We start from the raw sequence: 26862 nt of genomic DNA, 5'->3' as shown, positions 1-26862 counted from the left end.
CAGGCCGCGCTCAGCTCATGGTGGCGAGCGCGAGCTTCACCGAGAAACCGATGAACAGGCCGCCCACGCTGCTCGCCGCGCCCGCCGCGAGCCTGCGGCGGCGGCGGAAATGCTCGGCGAGCCGTGCGCCCGCGAAGATCAGCGTGCTCAGGTACAGGAAGCTCGCGCATTGCGCGATCGCCCCGAGCACGACGAACGACAGCGCGGGATGCGGGAATGCCGGGTCGACGAACTGGATGAAGAACGAGATGAAGAACAGGATCGCCTTCGGATTCAGGAGGCTCACGATCAGCGCCTTGCGGAACGGCCGCTCGCCGTCGACCGCCTGCGGTGCGTCAGCCGGGGCATCGCTGCGCGCGCGCAGCTTCTGCCACGCGCTGCGCAGCATGCCTGAGCCGATGTAGAGCAGATACGCGGCGCCGCCGTACTTGACGACGGAGAACAGCAGCGGGTTCGCCTTCAGGAGCGACGCGACGCCCGCGGCGGACAGCACCATCAGCACCGTATCGCCGACGAACACGCCGCAAGCCGCGCGATAGCCGGCCTTCACGCCGCGCTGCGCCGCGAGCGACAGCACGTACATCGAGTTCGGCCCCGGCAGCAGGATGATGAAGATCACGCCGAACACGTAGGTCCAGATATCCGTGATGCCGAGTGCGTGGCCGAACATGATGCGGATCTCCCGTTCTTCGGTTGCTTCAGTTGCGTCAGGCGTTGCGCTGCTTCGCCGCGTCCATCAGTGCGGTGAAACGGTCGAACAGATAGCCGATGTCGTGCGGGCCGGGCGACGCTTCCGGGTGGCCCTGGAAGCAGAATGCCGGCTTGTCGGTCAGCTCGAAGCCCTGCAGCGTGCCGTCGAACAGCGACACGTGCGTCACGCGCGCGTTGGCCGGCAGCGAATCCGCGTCGACCGCGAAGCCGTGGTTCTGCGACGTGATCACCACGCGACCGTCGCCGAGATCCTTCACCGGGTGGTTCGCGCCGTGGTGGCCCGTCTTCATCTTGAGCGTCTTCGCGCCGACCGCGAGGCCCATGATCTGGTGGCCGAGGCAGATGCCGAAGGTCGGCACGCCACGCTCGATGAACTGCTTCGTGGCCGCGATCGCGTAGTCGCACGGTTCCGGATCGCCGGGGCCGTTCGACAGGAAGATGCCGTCCGGATTCAGCGCGAGCGCATCCTCCGCGCTCGCTTGTGCCGGCAGCACCGTCACGTGGCAACCGCGCTCCGCGAGCATGCGCAGGATGTTGTACTTGACGCCGAAGTCATACGCGACGACGCGGTACTTCGGCGCTTCCTGCATGCCGTAGCCGCTGCCGAGGCGCCATTCGGTCTGCTTCCACTCGAACGGCTTGGTGGTCGATACGACCTTCGCGAGATCCATGCCCGCGAGGCCCGCGAACGAGCGCGCGAGCTCGATCGCCTTCGCCTCGTCGTCCGAGCCGGCCAGGATGCAGCCGCTCTGCGCGCCCTTGTCGCGCAGGATCCGGGTCAGCTTGCGGGTATCGATGCCGGCGATCGCGACGACGCCTTCGTCGCGCAGGTAATCGCCGAGCGTGCGGTCCATGCGGAAGTTCGATGCGAGCGTCGGCAGATCACGGATGATCAGGCCGGCGGCATGGACTTTCGTGGCTTCGACGTCTTCGGCGTTGACGCCGACGTTGCCGATATGCGGGTAGGTGAGCGTGACGATCTGACGCGCGTAGCTCGGATCGGTCAGGATTTCCTGATAGCCGGTAATCGCGGTGTTGAACACGACTTCACCGATCGTGTGGCCTTCGGCCCCGATCGAATAACCACGAAAGACCGTGCCGTCGGCGAGTGCAAGCAAGGCGGGAGAAAAAGACGGCAACACGGGAGGCTCCTTGGGGAACACCCTGCTGCCGACCTGTTTACCCTGCCGCGCGAGCGCCGCGCTGCGTAGGCGCGCGGAATCGCTAGCTGGACGCGACCTGCGTTGTCGAGACGCGAACCCGGCGCGTGGCGCACGAGGCTTCGCGGCATCGCCCGACAGGCGGCGTGCGGCGGATGAACGGGATGAGTGAGGTAGGCGCTAGGGTGCGAGGTTGATCAGCACAAACTTTCAAATTATAGCCCGAAAATGGCCTTATCTTCAATCGATATGGCCGTCCGATCGTGCATGCGGCGCGCGTGACGGCGCGCAGTCGCGCACGACACTCGTTGCTGCGGCCCCGTTTCCGCAGCCGCCCTACCCGTCAGCGTACCGCCGGATCAACGTGCTTGCCAGCGCTGCGCGCGGGCCACACGCACCAGACCGCGCTCGCGAGCTGCAGCGCGAGCAGTACGCTCCATGCGGTGACGTGCGCGGCGGCCGGGTAATGGCCGTCGACGGCCGGCCAGTGCGACAGCACCGCGCCGATGCCGATCTGGAACGCAAAGATCAGCACGAAGATCACGAGCGTCAGCGTCGTATTCGCGCGGCCGATCAGATGCGCCGGAAAGTGACCGGCCAGCACCGCGTAGGTCAGGATCCCGACGCCGCCGAACATCCCGTAGGCCGCCCACAGCACGGCCGGCGGCAGCGGCACGCGCGCGACGATCGCGCCCTGCGTGGCGACGAACAGCGCCATGCCGATGCCGCAAAATGCCTGGACGGACACCCCGCGGCGCTCGAGCACGCGCGCCGCCGCGCCGAAGCCGACGCAGCCCGCCATCATCGCGAAGCCGAGCACCGACACGAGCCGCGCGGCGTGCTGCGCATCGAACCCCGCGACGTCGCGCAGGTACGGGCCGACCCACAGCGACTGCATCGCATAGAACACGCCCTGCGTGACGATCGAGAACGACGAAATCTTCCAGAACGCACGGCTGCCCAGGATGTGCCACGTGCCCTTGAACTGGCTGACGATCCCGCCCTGCTGACGCGGCCGCTCGGCTTCCGGCGCACCGAGGCCGATCGCGGCCGCGACGACGATCGTCAGCACCGCGAGGCCGCCGCAGATCACGCGCCAGCTCGTCACGCCGAGCAGCCAAGTCAGCGGCGAGCCGACCGCGACACCACCCAGGCCGCCGACCGCCATCACGAGACCGTTGACGAGCGGAAGCCGGCCGACCGGAAAATGCTGCGCGAGCGCCTTGAACGCCGCGCCGAGACACACCGATACGCCGACGCCGATCAGGAGCCGGCCGACCATCATCGTGCCGAGATCGTGCGCGATACCGAACACGGCGGCGCCGGCGGCCGCGAACAGCAGCATCCCGGCCGCCACGCGGCGCGGGCCGAAATGGTCGAGCAGCACGCCGGCCGGAATCTGCGCGCCGGCGAAGCCGAGGAAATAGAGACTGGTGAGCAGCCCGAGATCGGCGGCCGACAGCCCGAGCTCGTGCGTGACGAACGGCGCGAAGCCGAGATTGACGCCGCGGAACACGTACGACACGAAATATCCGATCGCAAACAGCGCGAGCACCCTCACCTGCACCGACGACATCGCTTCTCCTTGTGACTGCGCGCAGCGGCGGCCGCGCTGCCGCGCACAAACGAAAACGCCGTCACCTCGGTGACGGCGTTGCTACGCGTTTCGTCGGATGATAACGCAATCGCGCGGCCCGGTCGGGCCGCCGCACCGCGATCGCGGCCGCGTTACTTCTTGCCCTTGTGCGCAGCGGCCTTCGGTGCAGCCTTCGCGGGCGCGGCCTTGGCCGCACGGGCCGCCGGCTTCGCGGCACCGTGCTTCGCGCCGCGCGACTTGCCGCCGACGGACAGGCTCGCGCGCTCGATATGCGCGCCGGCGGTCGACGTCGCGATCCGCTCCGGCCCCGGCTCGGCCGGCACCGCGCGGCCGACCGGCACGTGCAGCACGAGCGCCTGGCCCGGCATCGCGAGATCGCGATGCGTGCGGTTCCATGCCTTCAGCTGCGCGACCGACACGCCGTAGCGGCCGGCGATCGCCGCCATCGACTGCTTGCGGCGCACGCGGATCAGCATCTTGCGCGTGTCGGGCACGTCGGGCTCCATCGCGAGCACGCCGTTTTCCGCGACGTCCGCGCTGATGTCCTCGTCGTCGTCATCGCCGCGCGGCACGACGATCGTCGAGCCCGGCTTCAGGCGCATGCCGGCCGGAATCTTGTTGACCGACATCAGCGTGTCGGCGTCCACGCCGATCTTCTCGGCGATCGCGGCAGGGCGCGCGCGCTCGCTCACCGTATAGGTGGTCCACGTCGACAACTGGCCGTTGTAGGCCTTCAGGTTCTTCTCGAACGCCGCCGCGTTGTCGAACGGCAGCAGGATCTGCGGCTCGGTCGCGCCGAGGATCACCGGCTTCGCGAACGACGGGTTCAGCGAGCGGAACTCGTCGAGCGACAGATTCGCGAGCTTCGCGGCCACCGCCACGTCGATGTCGCGCGCCGTCGTGACCGTCACGAAATACGGGTGGTTGGGGATCTCCGGCAGCGTCAGGCCGAACTGCTGCGGATTCGCGATGATGTTCTTCACCGCCTGCAGCTTCGGCACGTAGTTGCGCGTCTCGTTCGGCATCCGCAGGCTCTGGTAGTCGGTCGGCAGGCCGGCCGCCTGGTTGCGCGCGATCGCGCGCTGCACGTTGCCTTCGCCCCAGTTGTACGCGGCCAGTGCGAGATACCAGTCGCCGAACATGTCATGCAGGCGCGACAGGTAGTCGAGCGCGGCGCTCGTCGACGCGAGCACGTCGCGACGCTCGTCCTGCCACATGTTGCGCTTCAGGTTGTACGTGCGGCCCGTGCCCGGCATGAACTGCCACATGCCGGCCGCCTTCGCGACCGACAGCGCCTGCGGGTTGAACGCGGATTCGATGAACGGCAGCAGCGCGAGCTCGGTCGGCATGTGGCGCGCCTCGAGCTCCTCGACGATGTGATAGAGGTACTTCTGCGAGCGCTCGGTCATGCGCTGCACGTAATCGGGACGTTGCGTGTACCAGGTCGTCTGCATGTCGACGAGGTCGCTCTGCAGGTCGGGCATCTGGAAGCCGCGGCGAATGCGGCCCCAGAGATCGGAGTCCGCACTGGTCAGGTCGCCGACGGATTGCTTGTCGACGTCGACAGTTTCTTTGGCGGTGGCTGATTTACGGAGGTAGTTGGACGTCGCCTGCGAATCGGCGGCGTTGTTGGCGACAGGGGCCTGGCTCGCGCAAGCGGCGAGCAGCAGGACCACCATCGCACTCAATATAAGTCGCATGAAAATCTCGGCTTCCGACGGCTGGAAATTGCTGGCGATACTACGGAAGTGCGTGCTTCACGTCAATAAAAACACCGAAAACTCAGCGAAATCCTACATTTGCAGCAATTTTTACAGACGCTACCTGAGGTTTGGAGTCCTCCCGAAATCGTCATCGGAACCGGTTTTTCCACTCGCGCATCAGCGTGAATGCCGCCAGTCGATCCGGCACCGTTTCGTGCAGCTCGGCCTCGAGCGTCGCATGGATGGCCGCGCTGTCCGACCGCATGAACGGGTTGACGGCACGTTCGTGCGCGATCGTCGTGGGCAGCGTCGGCACGCCGCGCGCGCGCAGCGCCTGCGCATCGTCGCGCCAGGCGGAGAGCGCCGTATTGCCCGGTTCGCACGCGAGCGCGAAGCGGATGTTCGACAGCGTGTATTCGTGTGCGCAATGCACGCGCGTGTCGCCGGGCAGCGCCGCGAGCGCGTCGAGCGACGCGAGCATCTGCGCGGGCGTGCCCTCGAACAGCCGGCCGCAACCGCATGAGAACAGTGTATCTCCGCAGAACACGTGAGGCGTGGCCGCGCCCTGCCCGGCCGCCTGGAAATAGGCGATGTGGCCGCGCGTATGACCCGGCACGTCGAGCACGTCGAACGCAAGCGCCGGTGCGCCGAGCGTCACGCGATCGCCGCCCGCGAGCGGGCGCGTGACCACGTCGATCGATTCTTCCGCCGGGCCATAAACGACCAGCGGCACATCGTCCGGTTGGCCATCGCGCAGCGCCGCGACACCGCCGACGTGGTCGGCGTGATGGTGCGTGAGTAAAATAGCGGTCAAGCGCCAGCCGCGTTCGGCAAGAACACGGCGTACCGGCGCGGCTTCACCCGGATCGACGGCGATCGCATCGCGGCCGTCCGAGACGAGCCAGATATAGTTGTCTTCGAATGCCGGCACCGGCACATATTCCAGCTCGTTCATGGGCACGCAATCATCGTTATGTCCGATCGTCAAATTATAGACTGGCCCGCCTGGACCGACTCGCCACCCGGCCGCTACGTGCTGGACTGGGAGCAGGCGCAGCTCGACCGGATCGTGTCCGACGTCTTCGGGTTTCACGCGCTGCAGCTCGGCCTGCCGCAGCTCGACGCGCTGCGCGAGAACCGCATGCCGTATCGCGGCCTCGTGCTCGATCCGGCGAGCGGCGCGAGCACGCCCTACCAGTATCCGTGGGCGCGCGAGGCGCATGCGCCCGAGCATGCGCCGGCCGACCGCAGCACGACCTGGTGCGACCTGCTCGACCTGCCGTTCGAGTCGCAAAGCGTCGACCTGATCGTGATGCCGCATACGCTCGAATTCACGTCCGACCCGCACCGCCTGCTGCGCGAGGCCGAACGCGTGCTGATGCCGGAAGGCCAGCTCGTGATCACCGGCTTCAATTCGCTGAGCCTGTGGGGCATGCGGCAGTCGTTCGGGCGCATGGCCAACCGCCCGTTCGTGCCGGCCGCACGCGACCAGATCGCGTTCATCCGGCTCAAGGACTGGATCAAGCTGCTCGGCTTCGATCTCGAGCGCGGCCGCTTCGGCTGCTACCGGCCGCCGCTCGTCACCGACAAATGGCTTGCCCGCTACGGCTTCATGGAAGCCGCCGGCGACCGCTGGTGGCCGATCTTCGGCGCCGTCTACATGGTCACCGCCGTCAAGCGCGTGCGCGGCATGCGTCTCGTCGGCCCGATCAAGATGAAGAAGCCCGTGCTCGCGCCGGGCCTGACGCCGGCGGCCACCCCGACCACCCATCAAGAACACTCATGACCACCGACACCATCGACATCTATACCGACGGCGCCTGCAAGGGCAACCCCGGCCCCGGCGGCTGGGGCGCACTGCTGCGCTACGGCGACCGCGAAAAGGAGCTGTTCGGCGGCGAGCCGAACACGACCAACAACCGCATGGAGCTGATGGGCGTGATCGCCGCGCTCGAGGCGCTGAAGCGGCCGTGCCGCGTGATCGTCCATACCGACTCGCAGTACGTGCAGAAAGGCATCAGCGAGTGGATCCACGGCTGGAAGAAGAAGGGCTGGGTCACCGCGGCGAAAACCCCGGTGAAGAACGCCGACCTGTGGAAGCGGCTCGACGCGCTCGTCGCGCAGCACGAGGTCGAGTGGCGCTGGGTGAAGGGCCATGCGGGCCATCCCGAAAACGAACGCGCGGACGCGCTCGCGAACCGCGGCGTCGCATCGCTCGCGGCCTGAATCGCAGCCTGAACGCAGGCCGCCCTACCGTCTTTCCCGATTTATCCGACATGCGCCAGATCATTCTCGATACCGAAACCACCGGCCTGAACCCCCGCACGGGCGACCGCCTGATCGAAATCGGCTGCGTCGAGCTGCTGAACCGGCGGCTCACCGGCAACAACCTGCACATCTACGTGAACCCCGAGCGCGACAGCGATCCGGGCGCGCTGGCCGTGCACGGCCTCACGACCGAATTCCTGAGCGACAAGCCGAAGTTCGCGGAAGTCGTCGACCAGATCCGCGACTTCGTGAAGGACGCCGAGCTGATCATCCATAACGCGCCGTTCGACCTCGGGTTCCTCGACGCAGAATTCGCGCGGCTCGACCTGCCGCCGTTCACCGAGCATTGCGGCGGCGTGATCGACACGCTCGTGCAGGCCAAGCAGATGTTCCCGGGCAAGCGCAATTCGCTCGACGCGCTGTGCGACCGGTTCGGCATCAGCAACGCGCACCGCACGCTGCACGGCGCACTGCTCGACTCGGAACTGCTCGCCGAAGTCTATCTCGCGATGACGCGCGGCCAGGACAGCCTCGTGATCGACATGCTCGACGACACAGGCGCCGACGGCGGCGCGGCGAACGGCCAGCGCGTGGCGCTCGCGTCGCTCGACCTGCCGGTGCTCGCGGCGAGCGACGACGAACTGGCCGCTCACCAGGCCCAGCTCGACGAACTCGACAAGTCGGTCAAGGGCGCCTGCGTATGGCGCAAGTCCGCCGACGCGGACGCCGCCGAAGCCGCCTGACGCGGCGCCTCACGCGCCGAAGCCGTGCCTGCAGCCGCGCTCAAGCGCGCGGCTGCAGTGCGATGACGGCCATCCCGCCGAGCGCGAGCATCGCACCCGCCACATCCCAGCGGGTCAGCGCGATGCCGTCGACCGCCCGCAGCCAGATCAGCGCCACCGCGATATACACGCCGCCGTACGCCGCATACGTGCGCCCCGCCGCGCTCGGGTGCAGCGTCAGCAGCCACGCGAACAACGCGAGCGACAGCGCGGCCGGCACCAGCAGCCAGACAGGCCTTCCCCCTTTCAGCACGAGCCACGGCAGGTAGCAGCCGACGATCTCGGCCAGTGCAGTGACGGCGAACAACGCCGCAATCCTGATCAGTTCGGTCATCCGGTTCCTCGAAAATTCGGCCCCCATCCGGTGGGCCGCGCGACCCCGCCGCGCGCCGCCGATCATACCGGAGCCGACCCCGCCGGAACCGCCACCAGACGGGGGATTCCGGGCAATTTGCACGATCGTCTGTCATCGTGCTATCATGTCGCCTGTTTCAACATTCAATCTCTGTCTATTCGATTTCGCAAGAAGTCCGTCCGCGCATTGCGGGCCGGTGCTTCGACCGAAATTGCATCCACAGGAAAGCCCGCCCGACAGGCCCGCTTTTCTCGTTTCGTTGCCCCTCCGGGGCGCTTGCCGGAACGCCGGACTCCGTCCGCGCCGGCATCTGCCGCTCGCATCACGCGGCCCATTCTTCATGAGCGCACCGTCGCGACGGCCCATCGGGCCCGCGTCGAAGCAGTCCCTTACGGCCCTTTACCGCCTCATGTGCAGTAAGCGCTTAAATGGCCTGCCCCGACGCGCCGCACACGACATCGCGCTCGCCGGCAAACCGTGTCGGACGGCCCGCCCGTTCCGGCGCAGTCAAAGGAGTGCATGACCTTGACCGCAACACACGTCAGCCCGACCGCTGCTTCTTCCTCCACGTCGTCCGGCGAGGCTCCGCTCGCCGCGGACGACATTACCGTCGTCGACCAGAGCCTGCTCAAGCGCGCCGTCAGCGCGATGGCCATCGGCAATGCGATGGAATGGTTCGACTTCGGCGTCTACAGCTATATCGCCGTCACGCTCGGCAAGGTGTTCTTCCCGTCCAGCAGTCCTTCCGCGCAGCTGCTCGCGACCTTCGGCACGTTCGCGGCCGCGTTCCTCGTGCGCCCGCTCGGCGGCATGGTGTTCGGCCCGCTCGGCGACCGCATCGGCCGCCAGCGCGTACTCGCCGCCACCATGATCATGATGGCCGTCGGCACCTTCGCGATCGGCCTGATCCCCAGCTACGCGTCGATCGGCATCATGGCGCCCGTGCTGCTGCTCGTCGCCCGCCTCGTGCAGGGCTTCTCGACCGGCGGCGAATATGGCGGCGCCGCCACCTTCATCGCCGAGTTCTCGACCGACAAGCGCCGCGGCTTCATGGGCAGCTTCCTCGAGTTCGGCACGCTGATCGGCTATGTGATGGGCGCCGGCGTCGTCGCGCTGCTCACCGCGTCGCTGTCGCAGGAAGCGCTGCTGTCGTGGGGCTGGCGCGTGCCGTTCCTGATCGCGGGCCCGCTCGGCCTGATCGGCCTGTACATCCGGATGAAGCTCGAGGAAACGCCGGCGTTCAAGCGCCAGGCCGAGGAGCGCGAAGCGCAGGACAAGGCCGTGCCGAAAGCGCGCTTCCGCGAGACGCTGATGCGCAACTGGCGCGCGCTGCTGCTCTGCGTCGGCCTCGTGCTGATCTTCAACGTGACCGACTACATGGTGCTGTCGTACCTGCCGAGCTTCATGTCGTCGACGCTGCACTTCGACGAGTCGCACAGCCTCGTGCTGGTGCTGATCGTGATGGTGCTGATGATGCCGCTGACGCTCGCCGCCGGCCGCCTGTCGGACAAGGTCGGCCGCAAGCCCGTGATGCTGGCCGGCTGCGTCGGCCTCCTCGCGCTGTCGATCCCGTCGATGATGCTGATTCATGCGGGCACCACCGCGTCGGTGTTCGGCGGCCTGCTGATCCTCGGCGTGCTGCTGTCGTGCTTCACCGGCGTGATGCCGTCGGCGCTGCCGGCGCTGTTCCCGACCGAGATCCGCTACGGCGCGCTCGCGATCGGCTTCAACGTATCGGTGTCGCTGTTCGGCGGCACGACGCCGCTCGTCACCGCGTGGCTCGTCGACGTGACCCACAACCTGATGATGCCCGCGTACTACATGATGGGCGCGGCCGTGATCGGCATCGTGTCGGTCGTCGCACTCGCCGAAACCGCACGCCAGCCGCTCAAGGGCTCGCCGCCGGCCGTCGCGTCGCGCCGCGAGGCACACCAGCTGGCGCGCCAGCTGCGCGAGGAAGACGACGCGGAAATCTACGGCGTCGTGTCGCCCGCGCGCGCCTGAGCGTCGCCCGCTCGCCCATGAAAAAGCCCCGGCCGAAGCCGGGGCTCGATCGAACCCGATCCGCCCGACCGGCTTACGCCGGCCGGGCGTTTTTTCATCCGACGATGCGACGCGGGTTCATGCGTGCGCTTCGCAGTGGCGGCAGAAGATCAGCGCACGCGAACGCGACACGGCTGCCTGGGCGCCGCGCGCGGCGACGATCAGGCCGACCTGGCCGAGATTGAAGTCGCGCTCGACCATCAGCTGCGTCAGCGCGGCAAGCGGCAACACGACGGACGGGTGGTACAGACTCGATTCGATCAGCGCTCTCATCATCGGCTCCATCAGGCAATGCATATTCGATGGAGTGGATTCTAGGGACGGCCCGCATCCGGATAAACAGCGCGATTGCGAAGTCACTTGTCAGCGGCGGAGAACAATCGGCACGTCCTTGCCGGACGGGGCCGGGCGGGCAGCGCACGAGCGCGCGGGCGCATAAGACGCAGCGGCGCGACGTGGTTTTCAGCACGTCGCGCCGAACAATAACGCGCGGTCGGACGCACCGCGGACTGCGGTTGGGTCGATACGCGCCGAATGCCGGCCCGGTTCCGACGCGGCGGGGCCGGACGCGCCGCCCTCGCCCGCCGTCGTTCCGGTGCCGCCGCGATCGACGCCGGATTCAGGCGAGCGGCGTCTCGAGAAACGCCGGCAGCGCTTCCGCACGCGCCGAATGCGCGGCCAGCGCCGGATACCGGGCCGGATCGATCCGCGCGAGCGCCGGGTAATCGGCCGCCATGAATTGCGTGAAGCGCCAGGCGACGGCGACGGTCACGTCGGACTGCAGCAGCCGCGCGCCGCCGAACCAGCCGTTCGCGGCCGCGACGAGCGGCTCGAGTTCGCCGTACGCGGCCTCGAGCTGGCTCAGCACGCGCTCGAGCCAGGGCGCGTGCTGCTTGTCGGTCGGCCGCAAAGCGTGCTCGTACACCACCTGCACCGTCTTCTCGGCCGCCGCCAGCGCGAGGCCGACCGGCACCAGCGTGCGCAGCCGCGCGTCGGCGGCGTCCGGCAACAGGCGCCGCTCCGGCGCGACGCGATGGTCGAGGTAGTCGACGATCAGCGACGAATCGAGCAGCGTCGCACCGTCGTCGGTCACGAGCGTCGGCGCCTTCACGACCGGGCTGAACGACCGGAACCGGTCGAACTGACGAAACACCGAGACCGACTCGTGTTCGAACGGCAGGTCGAGCAGCTTCGCCGATATGGCGACACGGCGCACGAACGGGGAATCCAGCATGCCGATCAGCTTCATCGCAAACGCTCCGCTTGAGGGAATGGGACCGACGACTGTAGCAGCGCCGTGCGCCGGTGCCTAGCGCGATGCCGCCGAAATGCGCGGCGAAATCCGCGTCGTCCGGTCACGTTTCCGACACCCGCTGCGCGCCCGGAGTGACCATAATGCAGATTCATCCCCCTTCCGCCTCGAGGTTCGCCATGTGGTACGACGTCGTCGAGCAGCAGCGGGAATGGATGCGCGCCTGGCGCGACGCGACGCGCCACGCGTTCGACGTATGGCCCGCCGCGACGCTGCCGCACGCCGTGTCGTCGTGCTACGACGACCTGTTCGAACCGCTCCTCGGGCCGGCCGCCGGGCCGCCGCGCTTCGAGATCCGGCGGCCGGCCGTCGACGAGCGGATCGTCGCGCGCACGCCGTTCTGTCAGTTGCGGCGCTTCGCACGCGACGATGCGCGGCGCGCGGTGCTGCTGTGCGCGCCGCTAGCGGGGCACGCGGCCGTGATGATGCGGGAGACCGTCGAGGCGCTGCTCGCGGACGGCGACGTCTGCGTGACCGACTGGGTCAATGCGCGCGACGTCCCGCTCGCGGCGGGCCGCTTCGGGCTCGACGAGTACGTGGCGACGCTCGACGGCTTCGTCGACGCGCTCGCCCGCGACGACCGGCCGCTGCATGTCGTCGCCGTATGCCAGGCCACCGTTCCCGCACTCGGCGCACTCGCGCTGCGCGCCGCGCGCGGCCACGCACCGCCCGCGAGCGTCACGCTGATCGGCGGGCCGCTCGACGCACGCATCAACCCGACCACGCTCGGCACCACGGCCGCGTCCCGTTCGCTCACGTGGTGCCGCCGCCACCTGATCGACATCGTGCCGCCCCGCTTCCCCGGCCGTGGCCGGCACGTGTTCCCGACCTATCTTCAGCAGGGCGAGATCGCGCTGCTGTATCCGCAACGCTTCCTGACGCTGATCGAGGACTACGCGCGCGCCGCGTCGCACTTCGACCTGACGGCGCTGGCGGACGCGCGGCGCGCGCTGCGCGAATACACGGCGCTGCTCGACATGCCGGCCGAATACTTCCTGGACACCGTCGATATCGTGTTCCAGCGGATGTGCCTCGCGAACGGCACGTGGCAAGTCGGCGGCCAGCGCGTGGAGCCGGCCGCGCTGCGCGGCGTCGCGCTGCTGACGGTCGAAGGCGGTTGCGACGCCGTCACCGGCGCCGGCCAGACGCATGCGGCACTCGACATGTGCCGCGGCCTCAAGGCCGGCGAGCGCCAGCGTCTCGATATCGACGACTGCGATCACTACGGGCTGTTCACGGGCACGCGCTGGCACGGCAACGTCCATCCGGCGCTGCAGCGCGTGTTCGCGCAGGCGGAAACCGTTCGTCCGATATCGCGCCGGCGCCGGGTCAGGCGGACGTGAGGTCGTCGTCCGGTCCGCGGGCAGCATCGAGGAGCGCGCGCACCTCGTCGTCGCCGGTCTGGTCGAAACGCGCGTAGAACTGGCTGATCCCGAAGAAGCGCAGCGGCTGCGACACCGTCACGAACGCATCGGCCAGATCGTCGAACGCATGCTGGGCGCCGGCCGGCGCGACGGGTGCGGCGACCACGATGCGCGCGGGATGGCGCTTGCGCAGCGCCTGCAGTGCGACGCGCATCGACGCGCCGGTCGCGATGCCGTCGTCGACGACGATCGCGATGCGCCCGTCGACCGGCAGCGGCGGCCGCGCGCCGCGATACAGCGTGTCGCGGCGCTGCAGTTCGGCGGTCTCGCGCACGATCACGTCGGCCAACTGGGAATCGGACACGCCCATCGCGCGGATCGCCGCGTGCTGCAGGTGGATCGCCCCGCCGGTCGCGATCGCGCCGATCGCGAATTCGGGATCGGAGGGCATGCCGAGCTTGCGCACGACCAGCACGTCGAGCGGCGCGCGCAGCGCCTGCGCGATCGGGAATGCAACCGGTACGCCGCCGCGCGGCAGCGCGAGCACGACGACGTCGCGACGCCCCGCATAGTCGTGCAGCGCGAGCGCAAGCTGACGACCCGCGTCGGCGCGATCGGCAAAACACTCGGTCAAGATCGGCTCCCTGCCGTTGGGCCGGATGCGCGACCTGCGCGCCGGCACCTGTTCAACGAGCATGGTTCATCGGACACGCCGATGCAAGCGGGGTCATACCGGCGTGCGCGGCAGGCGGATCGCGGCACTGACAAGGATGGATGGCGTTCGCCCGGGGCGGGCTGCCGTCACGCGCTCAGAGCCCGCCGGCCTGCCGATACAGCCGCCAGAACGACTGCGCGTACGACTGCGCGAGTTCCGGCGCGCGCTGGAACACGTTGACCGTTTCCGCGTGCGCGGCCGCGTCGTCGGACAGCGTCGTCAGCGCGACGCTGTCGTCGACGATCACGAAACGCGGTGCGGGGTCGCCGTGCCGCGAATCGATCGCGACGTCGATGCCGGCCGATTTCAGATAGCCCGCGCCGCTGTACTTGCCCGCGCGCGACGAGCGCACCAGCACGACCCGCACGTCGATCCCGCGCGAACGCGCCGCGCGCAGCGCCGCCGCGACCGCGGGCGGCACGTACGCGTAGCCGGCCAGCAGCACGCGACGCTGCGCCTGACCGATCAGGTCGACGGTCGCGTCGGCCGCCGCATTGTCATACGAAAAGTACCTGCCGACCGCGGCGGCGTCGGACGGAATCGGGCTGGCGTGGGCGGTCGCCGCGCAGCAAAGCGCGGTGACGAGGAAGGCGGCTGGTCTCATGGCGGGCGCCATTGTAGCGACGCCAATTCGCATGACAAGCGCCTGCTGCAGCGCTGCTGCGCCGGCGCAACACCCGGCGCGGAACGACCGGTCGGCAGGCGGATTTCGAAGCGGATTTCGAAGCGGAATTCGAAGCGGAATTCGAAGCGGACTTGAAGCGGTTCCGGCGCGTGATCCGGCCGCTTGCACGCCGCCGGTCAGCCGGCCGCGACGCGCGCGAGCCAGCTCGCGATACCGTCGACGGAACGGAAATCCGCGACGCTGCGGGCCGGCAGCGCCGGATACGCGGTGCCCGCCATCTCGGCCAGTGCGCGGCCCGGGCCGAGTTCGAGAAACGCGGTCGCGCCGGCCTCGACGCACGCGGCCAGGCAGGCCGCCCACTCGACCGGCTCCGCGATCTGGCGCGCGAGCTTGTCGAGCCCGGCGTCGACATCGAGCACCGACGCGCCGTCGATCCCCGAAAACAGTCGCGTGCCGGGCGGCGGCCGGCGCACGTTGACAGCGGCCAGCGATGCGCGAAACGCGGGCACCGCCGCCGCGAGCCGGTGCGTGTGCGACGCGATCCGCACGCACACGGGCGCGACACGCAGCGCACCGTCGCGTGCGGCGGCGTCGGCCACCGCGGCGACGTCGGCCTGCCGCCCGGCCAGCACGTAAGCATCGCCCGGATTGGCGATCGCGATCGCCGCATCGCGGCCGTCGCAGAGTTGCGCGAGCCGCGCACGCGTGAGCCCGCGCACGAATGCCATCCGTTCATCGCCGCCGCTCGCGGCATCCATGGCGCGCGCGCGCGCCTCGGCCAGCGCCAGCGCGTCGTGCGGATCGATCATCCCCGCGACGCTCCACGATGCGACTTCGCCGACGCTGTACCCCGCGACGCAACGACGCCGCGGCCACATCGCCTCGAGCAACATCGTCGCCGCAAGCGCCTGCACCGTGCAGAGGATCTGCGCAGCGCGGTTCTCGCGCAGCGCATCCGGTTCGGCGTGCCGCACCCAGTCGCGCGGATCGTCGCCGAGGAGCCGGCCGGCGTGCGCGAACAGCGCATCGGCTTGCGGCACCGCGCCGGTCAGCTCGAACATGTCCGCACGCTGCGCACCTTGCCCCGAACAGAGGATCGCCAGCGTCATCGTCCCTCCTCGTCCGTCTCGAGCGCATCGACGAACACGCTCATCGCCAGCAGGTCGGCCGCGCCGCCCGGGCTCAGCCGGCGCGCGACGAACGCGCGGTGCGCGGCGGCCGCTCGCAGTCGCCAGTCGCGGGCGCGGATGCCGCCGCGGGCAACGAATGCGCGTGCCGTGGCGCGCGCGAAATCGAGGCCGGCCTGCCCGCCGCGGTGCAGCAGGTTGGTATCGTCGAGCGCGGCGATCAGCGCGAAGCAGGCGTCGACGCGCGCGGCCTCCGGATCGTCCGGCATGCAGCGCCGCGCGCGGCGCAGGGCCGGCAGCCCGACGTCGTACACGGTCGTGAACCCGTCGGCCGCCTCGCGACGCGCGCCGCCGACGCCGTAGCGGCGGCTCGCGCGCTCGCCGTGACTGTCGGGCAGCCGCGGGCCGCCGAGGATCTCGGTGCCCCAGCGCCGCGCGACGAACGCGCCGAGCGTCAGCGTGCGTGCCGCGGCGCCCGGCACCGTGCGGCGGCCGGCGGCCGCGCACAGCAGCCCGAGCCCGAAGATCGCGCCGCGATGCGTGTTGACGCCGCCGGTCGCGGCAAGCATCGCGTGTTCCGCGCGCAGCCCGATCTTGCGCAGCACGGCCATGTCGGCGTCACGCGCACCGGCTTCGGCGAGCTCCGCGAAGTACGGCCGCAGCACGGCAGCGCTGCGCACGAACATCATGGCATCCATGTCCGCGTGACTGCCGGCGTCGACGTGACTGACTAGGCCCGGCTTCGGATAGGTGTCGATTTCCAGCACGAGGCTGTGCTCGGCGAGTTCGGCGATGCGCTCGGCATCGGACGGCACCGGCGCGCGGCAGGCGGCCCACGCACTCATCGCGTGCCTCCGGTGAATGCGTCGGCAGGCATCAATTCGACGGCGATTGCAGTCTTGACCGCGACTTCAGGCAGCCGCGCATGCAGCTCGCGCCAGTTCACGCCGGCGCCGTCGTCGCGCAGCAGTTCGCCGTCGATGCGCATCGGCGCGCGTGCGTCGAGTGTCGCCAGGCCGTCGAGCAGCGCGGCGAGCGATGCGGCGTCCGGCAGCGGAAACACGAGGTCGAGATCGGACGACGCGCTCAGGTAGCGCTCGCCCGTCAGCGCCTGCCATGCGAGGCTGCCGAATACGCGGCCCTGCACGCCGCAGCGGGCGCCGAGCGCAGCCAGGTCGCGCAGCGTCGCGTGCCATGCGTCGGGCGCGACAGCGAGCACATCAGAGAGCGTGGGCAGCCGACCGACCGACGCGAGCGCGTCGGCGGCGACGTTCATTGCAATGCGCCGCTTGCCCGCCGAAGGCGGCAGCGGCAAGCCGAGCGGGATGCGCCCCGCATCGGCCTCGTCGGGCGACGCGCGGCGCACGATCAGCGGCCAGCCGTGCGCGGCCCACGCCTGCACGAGCGGATCGGCCGCCAGCGCGGGATCGCGCGCGCAGGCCGCGCCCCACCCGGCCGCCGTCAGCGTGACGAGCGTGTGGCGGCGCAGCGGCGTGTCAGCGTGCGGCACGCGCGAGTGCCTCGACACGCCGCGCGACGTCGGCCGCGACCGGCCGGCCGCGCGCCGCACGCACGTCGTTGCGATCGGCCGGCTTGCCGAGCCATTCGGCGACCTGCGCGTCGAGCGCGCGGGCCGGGTCGAGCACGGCGTCGACGGCGCCCATCTTCACGAGGTTGTCGAGCCCCGGCGCGAACACCGGCGTCGAGCACGCCATCTCCTTCAGCACGTCGATCGGCAGCTTCGTCACGCGCGACATCGACGGCAGGTCCATCACTTCCGGCTCCGCGCCCGGCACCGCGAGCAGCGTGCGCGTCGCGAGCGCGGTCGCGATGAACGCGCCCGCAGCCGTATGGCCGTACAGCAGGCCGATCGTCCGGTGCCCGGCGAGCTCCGCGTGCATCAGGCATTTCGCGAGATGCGACAAGCCTTCGTTCAGGCCGAGCAGTTCGTCGCGCTTGCTCATCCGCTGGCTGTCGCTGTCGACGAGCACGAGAATCGGCGTGTCGCCGCCGCGCCCGATCGTGTCGAGCACGTGCGACGCGAGCGTCACCGCTTCGTCGATGCCGAACGGCAGACGATCGGCGACGCCGATCACGTCGACGCGCGTGCCGGTCAGATCAGCGTGGCCCGCCAGCAAGCCGCCGGTCCGCGGGATCGCGTGGCCGTTCGGGAACAGCGAGGTCAGTACTTCATCGAGCGTCATGCTGCGCCTCCTGCAGTTGATCGGCGAGCTTCGCGAATTCATCGTCGGGCATGCCGGGAATCGCTTCCGGCTCGCTCGCGCCGAGCGCGCGCCACACGTCGAGCGCGTCCTTGCATGCGCCGAACCGTTCGACGCGCGCTTCGAGACGCGCCTGCTCCGCGCGCAGCATCGGCGCGTCGAAGTTCGGCGCACGGCCAATCAGGTCGAGCGCGGCCGCGCGAAACGCGTCGGGCGTATCGGCCACGTAGCGGTCCGCGCCGCCGATCAGACGGCGATGCTTGCCGCCCATCGTGCGCCAGATCAGCGCACGGTCCTTCGCATCGAATTCCTCGACGCCGCGATTGGTCTCGATCACCTCGGGCCCCGACACGCTGATGCGCCCCTGCTCGGACACCGCGAGCGCCGAACAGCACGCGGCGAGCAGGCCGCCGCCGCCGTAGCAGCCCGCGCGCCCGCCGATCAGCCCGATCACCGGCACGCCGGCCGCGCGTGCCTCGACGAGCGCACGCATGATCTCGGCGATCGCCAGTTCGCCCGCATTCGCTTCCTGCAGCCGCACGCCACCCGTATCGAACAGGATCAGCACCGGCGTGCCGAGGTCGCGCGCCGCACGCAGCAGCCCCGTGAGCTTCGCGCCGTGTACCTCGCCGAACGCGCCGCCCATGAAGCGGCCCTCCTGCGCGGCGACCAACACCGGCTTGCCGTCGAGCCGGCCGCGGCCGACCACCATGCCGTCGTCGAACTGCTGCGGCAGGTCGAACAGCGGCAAGTGCGGGCTCGTCACACGATCGCCCGGTCCGAGAAATTCGGTGAAGCTGCCCGCGTCGAGCAGCCCGTCGACGCGCTGGCGCGCCGACGCTTCGTACCAGCTCGCGCGGTTCGCGACGAATGCGGGTGCGTCGTGGATCGCGTCGGTCATCATGCGCCTCCCTCGATCGCTCGCACGGCCTGCGCGAGCCGCAGCGACACCATGTCGGGCCGCGCGCCGCCGTCGTTGATCGACAGCTTCAGGCCGCCCGGCGCGCGCCGTTCGACGAAGTCCGACACGACGGCCTGCCACACCGCGCCGAAACCGACCGCCGCGGTGCGGATGTCGATCTCGCATTCGTTGCCCGGCAGCACGCGCTCGACGAGCACCTCGAGATTGCCGGACGCGACCACGCCGACGAGCGCCGTGGCCAGTTCGCCCTGCGCGCGTTCGCGCGCGGTGAAGCGATAGTTCAACTGTTCCATGCCATCTTCCTCACCAGTTGCGGAACCGGGCCGGCGGCGCATACAGGCCGCCCGACCAGTGCACGAGATCCTTGATTGAGCGTGCGGCAAGCCAGCGGCGGTCGGCGTCGAGCGGATCGATGCCGAGATCCTCCGGGCGGCGGATCACGCCGCGCTCGCGCAGCCGCTCGACCAGCCTGCGATCGCGGCCGCGGCCGACTCCCGTATAGCCGGCCACGCCGCGGATCGCGTGCTCGCGTTCGTCCTTGTCGCGGCACATCAGCAGGTTCGCGATCCCTTCCTCGGTGACGATGTGCGTGACGTCGTCGCCGTAGACCATGATCGGCGCGAGGTCGAGCTGCAGCTTGTCGGCGAGCTTCAGCGCGTCGAGCTTCTCGACGAACATCGGCACGTTCTTGTCGCCGAACGTCTCGCCGATCTGCACGACCAGCTTGCGGCCGCGCCTGAGCGCCGCCGGCGTGTCGGGGTCGGCTTCCGCGCCGGCCTTCAGCCACGGCTCGCTCGGATGGCGCCGGCCGCGCGCGTCGCTGCCCATGTTCGGCGCACCGCCGAACCCGGCGATCCGCTCGGCCGTGACCGTCGACGAATGGCCGGACAGGTCGATCTGCAGCGTCGAGCCGATGAACATGTCGCATGCGTAGAGGCCGGCGGTCTGGCAGAACGCGCGGTTCGAGCGCAGCGACCCGTCGGGGCCCGTGAACCATACGTCGGAGCGCGCGCGGATGTAGTCGTCCATCCCGACTTCGGAGCCGAAGCAGTGAATCTGCTCGACCCAGCCCGATTCGATCGCGGGAATCAGCGTCGGGTGCGGATTGAGCGCCCAGTGCGTGCAGACCTTGCCCTTCAGCCCGAGCTTCGCGCCGTAGGTCGGCAGCAGCAGCTCGATCGCGGCCGTGTTGAAGCCGATCCCGTGGTTCAGGCGCTTGATCCCGTACGGTTCGTAGATGCCCTTGATCGCGAGCATCGCGGTCAGGATCTGGGTCTCGGTGATCGCGGCCGGGTCGCGCGTGAACAGCGGCTCGACGTAGAACGGCCGGCCGGCCTCGACGACGAAATGCACGCGGTCGCCCGGAATGTCGACGCGCGGCACCTTGTCGACGATGCGGTCGACCTGCGCGATCACGATGCCGTCCTTGAACGCGGTGGCCTCGACGACGGTCGGCGTGTCTTCCGTGTTCGGGCCGGTGTACAGGTTGCCGTCGGCATCGGCGCTGACCGCCGCGATCAGCGCGACCTGCGGCGTGAGATCGATGAAGTAGCGGGCGAACAGTTCAAGATAGGTGTGCACCGCGCCGAGCGCGATCTTGCCGCCGAACAGCAGCTTCGCGATGCGCTGCGACTGCGGGCCCGAATACGCGAAGTCGAGCCGCTTCGCGATGCCGCGCTCGAACACGTCGAGATGCTCGGGCAGCACGACGCCCGACTGCACCATGTGAAGGTCGTGGATCTTCGCGCTGTCGACGTCGGCGAGCGCGGTGGCGAGCAGGTCGGCCTGCTTCTGGTTGTCGCCTTCGAGGCAAACGCGGTCGCCGGGCCGCAGCACCGCTTCGAGCAACGCGACGGTGTCGCGCGCATCGACCCGCTTGCCGCGCGCCCCGGAGGAAGTGGCCTTGGGCCACGCGAAAGCCGCGCCGGCCGCGAGGCGTGCATCGCGCGCCTGCCGCGCGTGATTCCATCCCGTCATGAACAGTTCTCCCGCTTCGATGGTTCAGCGGCATTCTAAGCCTGGCGCCGCCGCCGATTGATGATGTTGACGAATGCGACTCAGAGGACGCCGCGATGGATGCGGCCCCGCCGCGGCCCGCGCGCGCCGGCGCTTGCGCACCGGTCGCCCGGATCGCACGCTTGGGCGGCTATGCGCCGACCAGCGCGCGCGTCGTGAAGAACAGCACCGACGGCCCGAGCAGGCAGCCGACGCCGGTATGGAACGTCGCGACCAGCGCGCCGTACGGCACGAGCCGGCGATCCGTCGCCGCGAGGCCCGCGCTCACGCCGCTCACGGTGCCGGCGAGGCCGCCGAAGATCATCGCGGAGCGCGGCGTCTTCAGGCCCATGAAGTTCGCCGCGACCGGCGTGCCGACCATCACGATGATCGCCTTCACGAGGCCTGTCGCGATGCTGAGCGCGATCACGTCGGAGCTCGCGCCGATCGCGGCGCCCGTGACGGGCCCGACGATGTAGGTGACCGCGCCCGCGCCGATGGTCGTCATGCTGACCGCATCGGTATAGCCGAACGCGCGCGCGATGCACGCGCCGACGATGAACGGCAGCACGGTGCCGAGCAGCAGCGACACGACGCCGACGAGGCCGGCCTTGCGCGCCTCGGTCGGCTGCACTTCGAACGCGGTCGCGACGATCGCGAAATCGCGCAGCATCGCGCCGCCCATCAGGCCGACGCCGGCGAACAGCTTGACGTCGGCCAGCCCCTTCTCGCCGCCGGTGAACGCGCCGCCGACGTACGCAAGCACGAGGCCGATCACGATCGCGATCGCGGAGCCGTGCACGCGGCCGAAGGTGAGCTTGCGCGACGCGAGCGACGACAGCCACATGATCAGGCCGACCAGCGCGAACGACGCGACGAGCCCGTTGTGGGCGACGGTTTTTTCGAGCATCTGCAGCATGGCGGCCTCCGTTACTGTTCTTCGAATTGGGGAATGCCCGCGAAGGCCGTGTCGTCGCGCCCGGTGCGCACGAGTACCGCGATGCAGCATGCGCAGATCGCGACCGCGCCGATGGCGGCGAGCAGCGCGACCGGCCCGCCCTTCAGCGCGGCGACGACGTTCTGGTTCGCGGCCATCGCGACGACGACCGGGATGTACATCGCGCCCCAGAAACCGACGCCGGCCTCGGTCTCCTTCGGCAGCCAGCCGCGCCGGTGCAGCCACAGGCGCAGGCAGATCAGCAGCAGCATCGCGATGCCGACGCCGCCGACGTTGGTCTTCACGCCGATCGCTGCGCCCAGCAGGTCGCCGAGGAACAGTCCGGCCAGATGGCAGAACGCCAGCAGCGCGGTTCCGTAGATGATCATGAGTCGTCTCCAGTCTCTTCGTGACGGGTGCCTGACGCGTGCGGGAGTCGGGCCCGCATGCCGGTTCCGGGCGCGGACTGGGTGTCTCCTGCGGCGGGGCGCCGCGGCCCGGCGGCTCGTCGTGCGAGCGCGTTCTCAGGCGGTCGATGGGATGATGCGGTTTCGGGCCGGACGCCGGATGGCTTAGACTGACCGATGGAGCCGGCGGCGCGACACGGGCTACGCGTCCGGTGCGCCCCGTTTGCATGGGCCGCACCAGCGCGTGATCCGATACTAGCGCCGCACCATCCGGCCATTTATGAAGTTGTCGAAACCGATTCAGTGGATTTAGCAATGCGTCCATTACCGCCCGAGCTGCTGCGCAGCTTCGTCGCCGTCGCCCAGTCCGGCAGTTTCACCGCCGCGTCCGAACGCGTGAGCCTGTCGCAGTCGACCGTCAGCCAGCACATTCGCCGCCTCGAGGAGCTGCTCGACCGGCCGCTGTTCGAGCGCGACACGCGCAACGTGCACCTGTCGCAGCACGGCGATGCACTGTTCCGCTACGCGGTGCGCATCCTCGAGCTGATGGACGAGGCCGTCACGTCGGTGTGTGGCCCGCCGCTGTCGGGCAAGGTGCGGCTCGCGATGTCGGAGGATTTCGCGTCCGCGCACCTGACGGCCGCGCTCGCGAGCTTCGTGCAGCGCAATCCGGAAGTCGAGCTGGCGATCTCGACCGGGCTGTCGGGCGACCTGTTCGATGCGCTCGACGAAGGCCGTCACGACCTCGTGTTCGCGAAACGCGTCGCGGGCAGCCGGCGCGGCCGCGTGATCCGCAGCGAACCGCTGTACTGGTGCACCGGCCCCGATTCGCGGATCACCGGCCACGAGGCCGTGCTGCCGCTCGCGATGCATCCGGAGCCGAGCGTATCGCGCCGCCGCGTGCTCGAGTCGCTCGAGGCGGTCGGCCGCCCTTACCGGATCGCCGTCGTGAGCAGCAGCATCGCGGTGCTGCGCGCGGCCGCGAGCGCGGGGCTCGGCGTCAGCGCGTTCGCCGGCTACGTGATTCCGGCCGGGCTCGCGCGGCTCGACGCGGGGCTCCCCGAACTCGGCGAACTCGAATACGTGATCGACCGGCCGGCGGCCGCGTCGCGCTCGACGCTCGCGCTCGAAGCGACGCTGATCGCGGCGGCGGCCGAGCTGTAAGGCTGGCTGCCGCCTTCACGCCAACGCCGCCGCGGTGTTCGCGCGCAACTGACCATCTTGCCCGGAACACGTCAGCGTCCGCGCAGTCCCCGCTCGCGACAATGGGCCGCATCGGAACGCACGGCAGTGTGCCGCGCGTCCGCTGTCCCGTCCCCTTGATCGGAGCACACCATGAACGTCGTGCGAATCGCCGTCGCGGCCGCCGCAGCCGCGCTGCTGTCCCCCGCCTTTGCGCAAACCGATGCCGCCGCCCCCGCGCAGGGCCTCACGCGCGCGGAAGTCGTCGCCCAGCTGAAGCAGGCCTACCTCGACGGCGAATTGCCGACCAACGACGGTAACTATCCGCCGGATACCGCGACGCGCGCGCGCAATCGCGAACTGGTGCAGGCCGCGCTGCCCGCGTGGCTCGCGCAGACGCCGCAGCCGGCACCGCAAACGGCCGTGCAGCAATAGCCTTCCCGGCGCGACCGGAACGCCGCGCGGCGACGCGCTCAGGGCAGGAAGCTGCGGCGCCGCGCGTCGATCAGCTCGACGAGCAGCCGGTCGCGCTCGGCCGCCAGTTCCTGCATCGAACGCTCGCCCTGGATCGCGCGCAGTTCGTCGTTCAGCTTGCGATCGACGGCCGGATCGAACGACGGCGTGCCGAGGTCGTCCCACCACGTCGTGATCGGCCCCGACAGGTGTTCGAGGAAGTGTGCGATCCCGCCCGCGCCACCGCCGAGGTGATAGGTCAGGCACTGCCCCATCAAGCCCCAGCGCAGGCCCGGCCCCCACGCGACCGCCTTGTCCGCATCGGCGACACTCACCACGCCTTCGCCGACGAGGTGATACACCTCGCGAAACAGCGCGGCCGCGAGCCGGTTCGCGACGTGGCCGGTCATCTCCTTGTTGAGCACGATCGTCTGCTTGCCGAGTGCGTCGTAGAACGCCTTCACGCGCGCGATCACGCTCGGGTCGGTCGCGCTGCCGCCGACCAGCTCGACGAGCGGAATCAGGTGCGGCGGGTTGAACGGATGCGCGATCAGGCAGCGTTCCGGATGCCTGTCGCACGCGGTCTGGATCTCGGACATCTTCAGGCCCGACGAGCTCGACGCGATCGGCACGCGCGCGGGCAGCACGTCGTCCATCTGCCGGTACAGCGCGCGCTTCAGGTCGAGCCGCTCGGGGCCGTTTTCCTGCACGAAATCGACGCCGTCGAGCGCGCGCACGAGATCGGCGTCGAACGACAGCCGCGCGGAAAGTTCGGCGGCCCGCTCGCCGAGGAAGGCCGCGAGCGCGTCGCGCAGCCGCGCGTCGGCCTGTGGTGCGGGATCGGTCGCGACGACGTCGAAGCCCTTCGACAGATAGAAAGCCGCCCAGCTCGCGCCGATCACGCCGGCCCCGACGATCGCGATGCGTTGAATCTCCATGTCCGTTCCGTCTCCGTGGTCTGTGGATAGCGCGACGATTGTCGCATCGATCCCCGTCACGACGCGTTGATGCCGATTGCACTTTCCCTCTTGAAAACGACCGCGGCGGCCTCTAATTACCCGTTGCCAGGCAGTGCCCGTCACGCGCACTGCCCCCGTTTCGACTCAGCGGAAAACCGTGCGTCGCACTCGCCATCGGCGTCGCGCCATCGTGTCTTTCGCGTCTCATGTTCCGGAGGATCCTCATGAGCGGTATTCATTTCGGTCACGACCTGTTCGACGAATTCGCCCGGGTACAGCGGCAGATGGCGAGCCTGTTCGGCGAGCCCCCGACCGGCATCCGCGCGGTGCGTCCGAGCGCGTTCCCCGCGCTGAACGTCGGCGCGACCGACGACGCGATCGAGATCGTCGCGTTCGCTCCCGGGATGGCCGCGGCCGACTTCGACGTCTCGATCGACAAGGACCTGCTGACGATCAGCGGCGAGCGCAAACCCGCACCGCACGACGCCGGCGACGACGTACGCACCTACGCGCAGGAGCGCTTTCACGGCGCGTTCCGCCGCGTGGTCGAGCTGCCGCAGAACGCGGACGCCGACAACGTCAGCGCCCGCTATGAGAACGGCTGCCTGCTGATTCGCGTCGGCCGGCGCGAGGCCTCGAAGCCGCGCGCGATCACCGTTCAGTAACCTTCAGGAGAACGATATGAATACGAGCCAGAGCCAGACCCTGACCGAACGCCAGACCGGTGCCGCGCAGGCAGCCGCCGCCGAAGCCGCGCGCCGGCCCGCGATCACGCCGGCCGTCGATATCGTCGAAGACAGGCAGCGCGTCACGCTGCGTGCCGACCTGCCCGGCGTGCCGCGCGAAAACCTCGACGTGAAGGTGCACGACAACACGCTGACGATCGAAGCCGACACACGCATCGACACGCCGGCCGACCTGCGCGTGCGTCACGCCGAAGTCCGCGCGCCGCGCTACGTGCGCACGTTCGTGCTGAGCCCCGACCTCGACACGTCGCGGATCGATGCGAGCCTGCGCGACGGCGTGCTCACGCTGACGATTCCGCGCCGCGAGGAAACGCGCCCGCGCCGCATCGACGTGACGGCCGGCAACGCGTAACGTCGGCGCGTGTTCGTCACGCGACGCGCATGACGAATGACGAATGACGAAGCCCCGCCGGGCATGACGCGCGGCGGGGCTTTTTTTCGATGTGCCGAGCAGTACACGCTCGCCGTCGCGTTCAATCGAAATCGAACAGGTCGAACACCGACTTCTTGCGACGCCGGCCGTCGTGCCGGTAACGGTCGTCGGGCACGCGGCCGTCGCGCCCCCAGCCGTCGTCACGCCCGCGCGGCGCCTGCGCATCGTGCCGCACCGGCACCTCGTTGCGGCGCGCCGGCCCGTCGCCGGTTTCGCGCGCGATCAGCTTGTCGAGTTCGCCGCGATCGAGCCACACGCCGCGGCACGTCGGACAGTAGTCGATCTCGATCGATTGCCGCTCGGCCATCAGCAGGTCGGGCGTCTTGCAGACCGGACATTTCATCGCGTTTCTCCTTTCGTCGGACATTCCGAATCGCGGGCGGGCCACGTCCCGCCCGCTTGGCTCAATGACCTTCGCGCCGCGCCACGCGCTTCGCCTTCGCACGCCGCGCCAGCATGTTCATGCCCTCGACGAACGCCGAGAACGCCATGGCCGCGTAGATATAGCCCTTCGGCACGTGCGACCCGAAGCCTTCCGCGATCAGCGTCATGCCGATCACGACGAGGAACGACAGCGCGAGCATCACGATGGTCGGGTTGCGGTCGATGAAACGTGCGAGCGGCTGGGCGGCGAACAGCATCACGGACACCGCGACGATCACCGCGACGAACATGATCGGGACGTGCTCGGTCATGCCGATCGCGGTCACGATGCTGTCGATCGAGAACACGATGTCGAGCATCACGATCTGGCCGATCGCGGCCCACATCGTCAGGCCGGCCGCGCCGCCGGACGCGCCCGCGCCGTCGCCGTCATGCGACACGTGGTGATGGATCTCGGTGG

Annotated in this window: 31 protein-coding genes; 9 read left to right on the top strand and 22 right to left on the bottom strand. The window is 69.4% G+C overall.

The window, feature by feature from the left end; genetic code table 11:
* Positions 1-10: 10 nt before the first annotated feature.
* From leuE to gloB, 5 genes are all read right to left on the bottom strand, one after another.
* On the bottom strand, positions 11-670 hold the full coding sequence (leuE, locus tag DIE02_RS26245) for a leucine efflux protein LeuE (protein WP_124487581.1): 660 nt from the start codon (positions 668-670) through the stop codon (positions 11-13).
* Positions 671-707: 37 nt separating this feature from the next.
* Positions 708-1853: a glutamine-hydrolyzing carbamoyl-phosphate synthase small subunit gene (carA, locus tag DIE02_RS26240; protein WP_044844900.1), complete on the bottom strand. Its 1146-nt coding sequence runs from the start codon at positions 1851-1853 to the stop codon at positions 708-710.
* 361 nt (positions 1854-2214) lie between these two features.
* Positions 2215-3447: a nitrate/nitrite transporter gene (locus DIE02_RS26230; protein WP_124523552.1), complete on the bottom strand. Its 1233-nt coding sequence runs from the start codon at positions 3445-3447 to the stop codon at positions 2215-2217.
* Between the two features lie 152 nt (positions 3448-3599).
* Positions 3600-5168: a transglycosylase SLT domain-containing protein gene (locus DIE02_RS26225; protein ID WP_124487579.1), complete on the bottom strand. Its 1569-nt coding sequence runs from the start codon at positions 5166-5168 to the stop codon at positions 3600-3602.
* A gap of 151 nt (positions 5169-5319) precedes the next feature.
* The gene (gene gloB / locus DIE02_RS26220) at positions 5320-6126 is read right to left on the bottom strand and encodes a hydroxyacylglutathione hydrolase (RefSeq protein WP_124529808.1); all 807 of its coding nucleotides are present in this window, start codon (positions 6124-6126) and stop codon (positions 5320-5322) included.
* An 18-nt stretch (positions 6127-6144) separates the two neighbouring features.
* Here gloB and DIE02_RS26215 point away from each other — a divergent pair, with 18 nt between their 5' ends.
* The 3 genes from DIE02_RS26215 to dnaQ are packed head-to-tail and all read left to right on the top strand — an operon-like array spanning position 6145 to position 8182.
* Positions 6145-6957, top strand: coding sequence for a class I SAM-dependent methyltransferase (locus tag DIE02_RS26215; RefSeq protein WP_124523555.1), 813 nt, complete (start codon positions 6145-6147; stop codon positions 6955-6957).
* Positions 6954-7397 carry a ribonuclease HI gene (gene rnhA, locus DIE02_RS26210; protein WP_044844905.1) on the top strand — a complete coding sequence of 148 codons (444 nt, stop codon included), beginning with the start codon at positions 6954-6956 and terminating at the stop codon, positions 7395-7397. The genes DIE02_RS26215 and rnhA overlap by 4 nt, the downstream gene beginning before the upstream one ends.
* 50 nt (positions 7398-7447) lie before the next feature.
* Positions 7448-8182 carry a DNA polymerase III subunit epsilon gene (dnaQ, locus tag DIE02_RS26205; RefSeq protein WP_124487575.1) on the top strand — a complete coding sequence of 245 codons (735 nt, stop codon included), beginning with the start codon at positions 7448-7450 and terminating at the stop codon, positions 8180-8182.
* Between the two features lie 40 nt (positions 8183-8222).
* Here the strand turns inward: dnaQ and DIE02_RS26200 are convergent, their stop codons facing one another.
* A complete protein-coding gene (locus DIE02_RS26200; RefSeq protein WP_044844907.1) occupies positions 8223-8555 on the bottom strand; it encodes a YnfA family protein in 333 nt (110 codons plus the stop codon).
* Positions 8556-9095: 540 nt separating this feature from the next.
* Here DIE02_RS26200 and proP point away from each other — a divergent pair.
* Entirely contained in the window at positions 9096-10580 is a 1485-nt protein-coding gene (gene proP, locus DIE02_RS26190) for a glycine betaine/L-proline transporter ProP (RefSeq protein WP_124523557.1), read from the top strand.
* A gap of 117 nt (positions 10581-10697) precedes the next feature.
* Here the strand turns inward: proP and DIE02_RS26185 are convergent, their stop codons facing one another.
* Both DIE02_RS26185 and DIE02_RS26180 read right to left on the bottom strand, forming a co-directional pair.
* Positions 10698-10895: a hypothetical protein gene (locus tag DIE02_RS26185; protein WP_044844954.1), complete on the bottom strand. Its 198-nt coding sequence runs from the start codon at positions 10893-10895 to the stop codon at positions 10698-10700.
* A gap of 343 nt (positions 10896-11238) precedes the next feature.
* Positions 11239-11868 carry a glutathione S-transferase family protein gene (locus DIE02_RS26180; RefSeq protein WP_124523559.1) on the bottom strand — a complete coding sequence of 210 codons (630 nt, stop codon included), beginning with the start codon at positions 11866-11868 and terminating at the stop codon, positions 11239-11241.
* Between the two features lie 182 nt (positions 11869-12050).
* On the opposite strand from DIE02_RS26180, the gene phaZ reads away from it, so the two are divergent.
* On the top strand, positions 12051-13274 hold the full coding sequence (phaZ, locus tag DIE02_RS26175) for a polyhydroxyalkanoate depolymerase (RefSeq protein WP_124523561.1): 1224 nt from the start codon (positions 12051-12053) through the stop codon (positions 13272-13274).
* Here the strand turns inward: phaZ and DIE02_RS26170 are convergent.
* The 11 genes from DIE02_RS26170 to madL all read right to left on the bottom strand — a co-directional run bounded on the left by DIE02_RS26170 (position 13261) and on the right by madL (position 22227).
* The gene (locus tag DIE02_RS26170; protein WP_124487571.1) at positions 13261-13929 is read right to left on the bottom strand and encodes a phosphoribosyltransferase; all 669 of its coding nucleotides are present in this window, start codon (positions 13927-13929) and stop codon (positions 13261-13263) included. The two genes, phaZ and DIE02_RS26170, sit on opposite strands and share 14 nt — an antisense overlap.
* 175 nt (positions 13930-14104) lie before the next feature.
* Complete coding sequence (locus DIE02_RS26165) at positions 14105-14626, bottom strand: phospholipase D-like domain-containing protein (protein ID WP_124523563.1); 522 nt, start codon at positions 14624-14626, stop codon at positions 14105-14107.
* Positions 14627-14811: 185 nt separating this feature from the next.
* Positions 14812-15744, bottom strand: coding sequence for a malonate decarboxylase subunit epsilon (mdcH, locus tag DIE02_RS26160; protein ID WP_124523564.1), 933 nt, complete (start codon positions 15742-15744; stop codon positions 14812-14814).
* Positions 15741-16607, bottom strand: coding sequence for a triphosphoribosyl-dephospho-CoA synthase MdcB (mdcB, locus tag DIE02_RS26155; RefSeq protein WP_124523567.1), 867 nt, complete (start codon positions 16605-16607; stop codon positions 15741-15743). The genes mdcH and mdcB overlap by 4 nt, the downstream gene beginning before the upstream one ends.
* Positions 16604-17272, bottom strand: coding sequence for a malonate decarboxylase holo-[acyl-carrier-protein] synthase (mdcG, locus tag DIE02_RS26150; protein WP_124523570.1), 669 nt, complete (start codon positions 17270-17272; stop codon positions 16604-16606). Before mdcG ends, mdcB begins: the two co-directional genes overlap by 4 nt.
* Positions 17259-17966 carry a biotin-independent malonate decarboxylase subunit gamma gene (mdcE, locus tag DIE02_RS26145; protein WP_124523572.1) on the bottom strand — a complete coding sequence of 236 codons (708 nt, stop codon included), beginning with the start codon at positions 17964-17966 and terminating at the stop codon, positions 17259-17261. Before mdcE ends, mdcG begins: the two co-directional genes overlap by 14 nt.
* Positions 17953-18888: a biotin-independent malonate decarboxylase subunit beta gene (locus DIE02_RS26140; RefSeq protein WP_124523573.1), complete on the bottom strand. Its 936-nt coding sequence runs from the start codon at positions 18886-18888 to the stop codon at positions 17953-17955. The genes mdcE and DIE02_RS26140 overlap by 14 nt, the downstream gene beginning before the upstream one ends.
* Positions 18885-19199 carry a malonate decarboxylase acyl carrier protein gene (gene mdcC / locus DIE02_RS26135; protein WP_044844916.1) on the bottom strand — a complete coding sequence of 105 codons (315 nt, stop codon included), beginning with the start codon at positions 19197-19199 and terminating at the stop codon, positions 18885-18887. The genes DIE02_RS26140 and mdcC overlap by 4 nt, the downstream gene beginning before the upstream one ends.
* Before the next feature lie 10 nt (positions 19200-19209).
* The gene (gene mdcA / locus DIE02_RS26130) at positions 19210-20883 is read right to left on the bottom strand and encodes a malonate decarboxylase subunit alpha (protein WP_124523575.1); all 1674 of its coding nucleotides are present in this window, start codon (positions 20881-20883) and stop codon (positions 19210-19212) included.
* 169 nt (positions 20884-21052) lie between these two features.
* A complete protein-coding gene (madM, locus tag DIE02_RS26125; protein WP_124523577.1) occupies positions 21053-21820 on the bottom strand; it encodes a malonate transporter subunit MadM in 768 nt (255 codons plus the stop codon).
* Positions 21821-21831: 11 nt separating this feature from the next.
* Positions 21832-22227 carry a malonate transporter subunit MadL gene (madL, locus tag DIE02_RS26120; protein ID WP_124487562.1) on the bottom strand — a complete coding sequence of 132 codons (396 nt, stop codon included), beginning with the start codon at positions 22225-22227 and terminating at the stop codon, positions 21832-21834.
* 333 nt (positions 22228-22560) lie between these two features.
* Between madL and DIE02_RS26115 the strand changes: the two genes are divergently transcribed.
* Entirely contained in the window at positions 22561-23409 is an 849-nt protein-coding gene (locus DIE02_RS26115; RefSeq protein ID WP_039322076.1) for a LysR substrate-binding domain-containing protein, read from the top strand.
* 171 nt (positions 23410-23580) lie between these two features.
* Positions 23581-23862, top strand: a complete 282-nt coding sequence (locus tag DIE02_RS26110) for a DUF4148 domain-containing protein (RefSeq protein ID WP_124523578.1) — start codon at positions 23581-23583, stop codon at positions 23860-23862.
* 38 nt (positions 23863-23900) lie between these two features.
* Here the strand turns inward: DIE02_RS26110 and DIE02_RS26105 are convergent, their stop codons facing one another.
* Positions 23901-24818 (bottom strand): 3-hydroxyacyl-CoA dehydrogenase NAD-binding domain-containing protein, encoded by a 918-nt coding sequence (locus DIE02_RS26105; RefSeq protein ID WP_124487560.1) that lies wholly within the window; start codon positions 24816-24818, stop codon positions 23901-23903.
* Positions 24819-25063: 245 nt separating this feature from the next.
* Here DIE02_RS26105 and DIE02_RS26100 point away from each other — a divergent pair, with 245 nt between their 5' ends.
* Complete coding sequence (locus DIE02_RS26100; protein ID WP_044844922.1) at positions 25064-25504, top strand: Hsp20/alpha crystallin family protein; 441 nt, start codon at positions 25064-25066, stop codon at positions 25502-25504.
* Positions 25505-25520: 16 nt separating this feature from the next.
* Complete coding sequence (locus tag DIE02_RS26095; protein WP_044844923.1) at positions 25521-25937, top strand: Hsp20/alpha crystallin family protein; 417 nt, start codon at positions 25521-25523, stop codon at positions 25935-25937.
* A gap of 121 nt (positions 25938-26058) precedes the next feature.
* On the opposite strand, the gene DIE02_RS26090 is transcribed toward DIE02_RS26095, so the two are convergent.
* A complete protein-coding gene (locus DIE02_RS26090; RefSeq protein WP_124523580.1) occupies positions 26059-26361 on the bottom strand; it encodes a zf-TFIIB domain-containing protein in 303 nt (100 codons plus the stop codon).
* Between the two features lie 61 nt (positions 26362-26422).
* On the bottom strand, positions 26423-26862 hold a 440-nt coding region (locus tag DIE02_RS26085; protein ID WP_148093145.1), incomplete at its 5' end, for a TerC family protein.

It is taken from the genome of Burkholderia sp. Bp8991 (assembly GCF_003853795.1).
Classification (GTDB): domain Bacteria; phylum Pseudomonadota; class Gammaproteobacteria; order Burkholderiales; family Burkholderiaceae; genus Burkholderia.
This window is presented reverse-complemented; position numbering and strand designations above follow the sequence as displayed.

Coding starts and splice junctions, on each gene's coding strand:
- DIE02_RS26105 (WP_124487560.1), bottom strand. CDS start 24,818: ATGGAGATTCAACGCATCGCGATCGTCGGGGCCGGCGTGATCGGCGCG.
- mdcC (WP_044844916.1), bottom strand. CDS start 19,199: ATGGAACAGTTGAACTATCGCTTCACCGCGCGCGAACGCGCGCAGGGC.
- DIE02_RS26095 (WP_044844923.1), top strand. CDS start 25,521: ATGAATACGAGCCAGAGCCAGACCCTGACCGAACGCCAGACCGGTGCC.
- DIE02_RS26200 (WP_044844907.1), bottom strand. CDS start 8,555: ATGACCGAACTGATCAGGATTGCGGCGTTGTTCGCCGTCACTGCACTG.
- DIE02_RS26185 (WP_044844954.1), bottom strand. CDS start 10,895: ATGATGAGAGCGCTGATCGAATCGAGTCTGTACCACCCGTCCGTCGTG.
- DIE02_RS26115 (WP_039322076.1), top strand. CDS start 22,561: ATGCGTCCATTACCGCCCGAGCTGCTGCGCAGCTTCGTCGCCGTCGCC.
- rnhA (WP_044844905.1), top strand. CDS start 6,954: ATGACCACCGACACCATCGACATCTATACCGACGGCGCCTGCAAGGGC.
- mdcB (WP_124523567.1), bottom strand. CDS start 16,607: ATGAGTGCGTGGGCCGCCTGCCGCGCGCCGGTGCCGTCCGATGCCGAG.
- madL (WP_124487562.1), bottom strand. CDS start 22,227: ATGATCATCTACGGAACCGCGCTGCTGGCGTTCTGCCATCTGGCCGGA.
- dnaQ (WP_124487575.1), top strand. CDS start 7,448: ATGCGCCAGATCATTCTCGATACCGAAACCACCGGCCTGAACCCCCGC.
- DIE02_RS26165 (WP_124523563.1), bottom strand. CDS start 14,626: ATGGCGCCCGCCATGAGACCAGCCGCCTTCCTCGTCACCGCGCTTTGC.
- DIE02_RS26230 (WP_124523552.1), bottom strand. CDS start 3,447: ATGTCGTCGGTGCAGGTGAGGGTGCTCGCGCTGTTTGCGATCGGATAT.
- madM (WP_124523577.1), bottom strand. CDS start 21,820: ATGCTGCAGATGCTCGAAAAAACCGTCGCCCACAACGGGCTCGTCGCG.
- leuE (WP_124487581.1), bottom strand. CDS start 670: ATGTTCGGCCACGCACTCGGCATCACGGATATCTGGACCTACGTGTTC.
- DIE02_RS26180 (WP_124523559.1), bottom strand. CDS start 11,868: ATGAAGCTGATCGGCATGCTGGATTCCCCGTTCGTGCGCCGTGTCGCC.
- DIE02_RS26140 (WP_124523573.1), bottom strand. CDS start 18,888: ATGATGACCGACGCGATCCACGACGCACCCGCATTCGTCGCGAACCGC.
- DIE02_RS26090 (WP_124523580.1), bottom strand. CDS start 26,361: ATGAAATGTCCGGTCTGCAAGACGCCCGACCTGCTGATGGCCGAGCGG.
- mdcH (WP_124523564.1), bottom strand. CDS start 15,744: ATGACGCTGGCGATCCTCTGTTCGGGGCAAGGTGCGCAGCGTGCGGAC.
- DIE02_RS26225 (WP_124487579.1), bottom strand. CDS start 5,168: ATGCGACTTATATTGAGTGCGATGGTGGTCCTGCTGCTCGCCGCTTGC.
- mdcA (WP_124523575.1), bottom strand. CDS start 20,883: ATGACGGGATGGAATCACGCGCGGCAGGCGCGCGATGCACGCCTCGCG.
- DIE02_RS26110 (WP_124523578.1), top strand. CDS start 23,581: ATGAACGTCGTGCGAATCGCCGTCGCGGCCGCCGCAGCCGCGCTGCTG.
- gloB (WP_124529808.1), bottom strand. CDS start 6,126: ATGAACGAGCTGGAATATGTGCCGGTGCCGGCATTCGAAGACAACTAT.
- mdcE (WP_124523572.1), bottom strand. CDS start 17,966: ATGACGCTCGATGAAGTACTGACCTCGCTGTTCCCGAACGGCCACGCG.
- DIE02_RS26100 (WP_044844922.1), top strand. CDS start 25,064: ATGAGCGGTATTCATTTCGGTCACGACCTGTTCGACGAATTCGCCCGG.
- phaZ (WP_124523561.1), top strand. CDS start 12,051: ATGTGGTACGACGTCGTCGAGCAGCAGCGGGAATGGATGCGCGCCTGG.
- proP (WP_124523557.1), top strand. CDS start 9,096: ATGACCTTGACCGCAACACACGTCAGCCCGACCGCTGCTTCTTCCTCC.
- DIE02_RS26215 (WP_124523555.1), top strand. CDS start 6,145: ATGTCCGATCGTCAAATTATAGACTGGCCCGCCTGGACCGACTCGCCA.